Here is a 1,032-nt window from a genome sequence, read left to right on the forward strand (position 1 = left end):
CGTGGTGGTGGGTTCGTTGCGTCGTGGTGATGGTGGTTGGGGTCGGTTGTTGGTGGGTGCGGGGGAGTTGTTCGTTTCGGGTGTGGGGGTGGATTGGTCTGTGGTGTTCGCCGGTCGGGGTGCGCGGCGAGTTGGGTTGCCGACGTATGCGTTTGCGCGGCAGCGGTTTTGGTTGGCCGGTGAGGGTGGTTCGGTTGACGTGTCGGGTTTGGGTTTGGGTGCTGCGTCGCATCCGTTGTTGGGTGCGGTGTTGTCCTCTCCTGATTCCGGTGGGGTGGTGTTGACGGGGCGGTTGTCGGTGGCCGGGCAGCCGTGGCTGGCTGATCATGTGGTGGCTGGTCGAATGTTGTTGCCGGGCACCGGGTTTGTGGAGTTGGTGGTGCGTGCTGGTGATCAGGTGGGTTGTGGTGTGGTGCGGGAGCTGACACTACAAACCCCACTGGTGTTATCGATGGACAGCGGCACGCAAGTCCAGGTCGTGGTCGCGGCGGCCAGCAACGACGGCGAGCGGTCAGTATCGATCTATTCGCGCGATGAGCGCAGTGAGATCGATGACGAGTGGACGTTGCACGCCCAAGGAACTATGGGTCCCCATATCGAAAACGCCTTGCCTATCGCAGCTTTCACGTCGTGGCCCCCGCAGGGTGCGGAGGCGGTGCCGGTAGCGGGGCTGTACGAGCGTTTGGCGGAGTCGGGCTACGACTACGGACCGGTGTTCCGTGGGCTGCAACAGGTGTGGCGCCGGGGCGAGGACGTCTTCGCCGAGGTCGCCTTGCCGGAGTCGGTGGTGTCGGAGGCGGGACGGTTCGGGTTGCACCCGGCGTTGTTGGACGCGGCGTTGCATGCTCTTCTGGCCGCAGACGGTGCCGGTTCATCGCCGATGTTGCCGTTCGAGTGGCAGAGTGTGCGGTTGCACGCCACGGGAGCGACAACGCTGCGCGCGCGGCTGAGTCGGGTTGACGGTGGCGTGCGGGTGGAGGCCGCCGACGCGGCCGGTCAACCGGTGCTCACCGCCGAATCCCTCACTTCACG

At 65.3% G+C, this 1,032-nt stretch carries 1 protein-coding gene; it reads left to right on the plus strand.

What is annotated here, in order from left to right; translation table 11 throughout:
- Window positions 1–214: 214 nt before the first annotated feature.
- On the plus strand, window positions 215–1,032 hold an 818-nt coding region (locus ACWEO2_RS44265), incomplete at its 3' end, for a polyketide synthase dehydratase domain-containing protein (protein WP_452410873.1).

The organism is Nocardia sp. NPDC004278 (genome assembly GCF_053602975.1).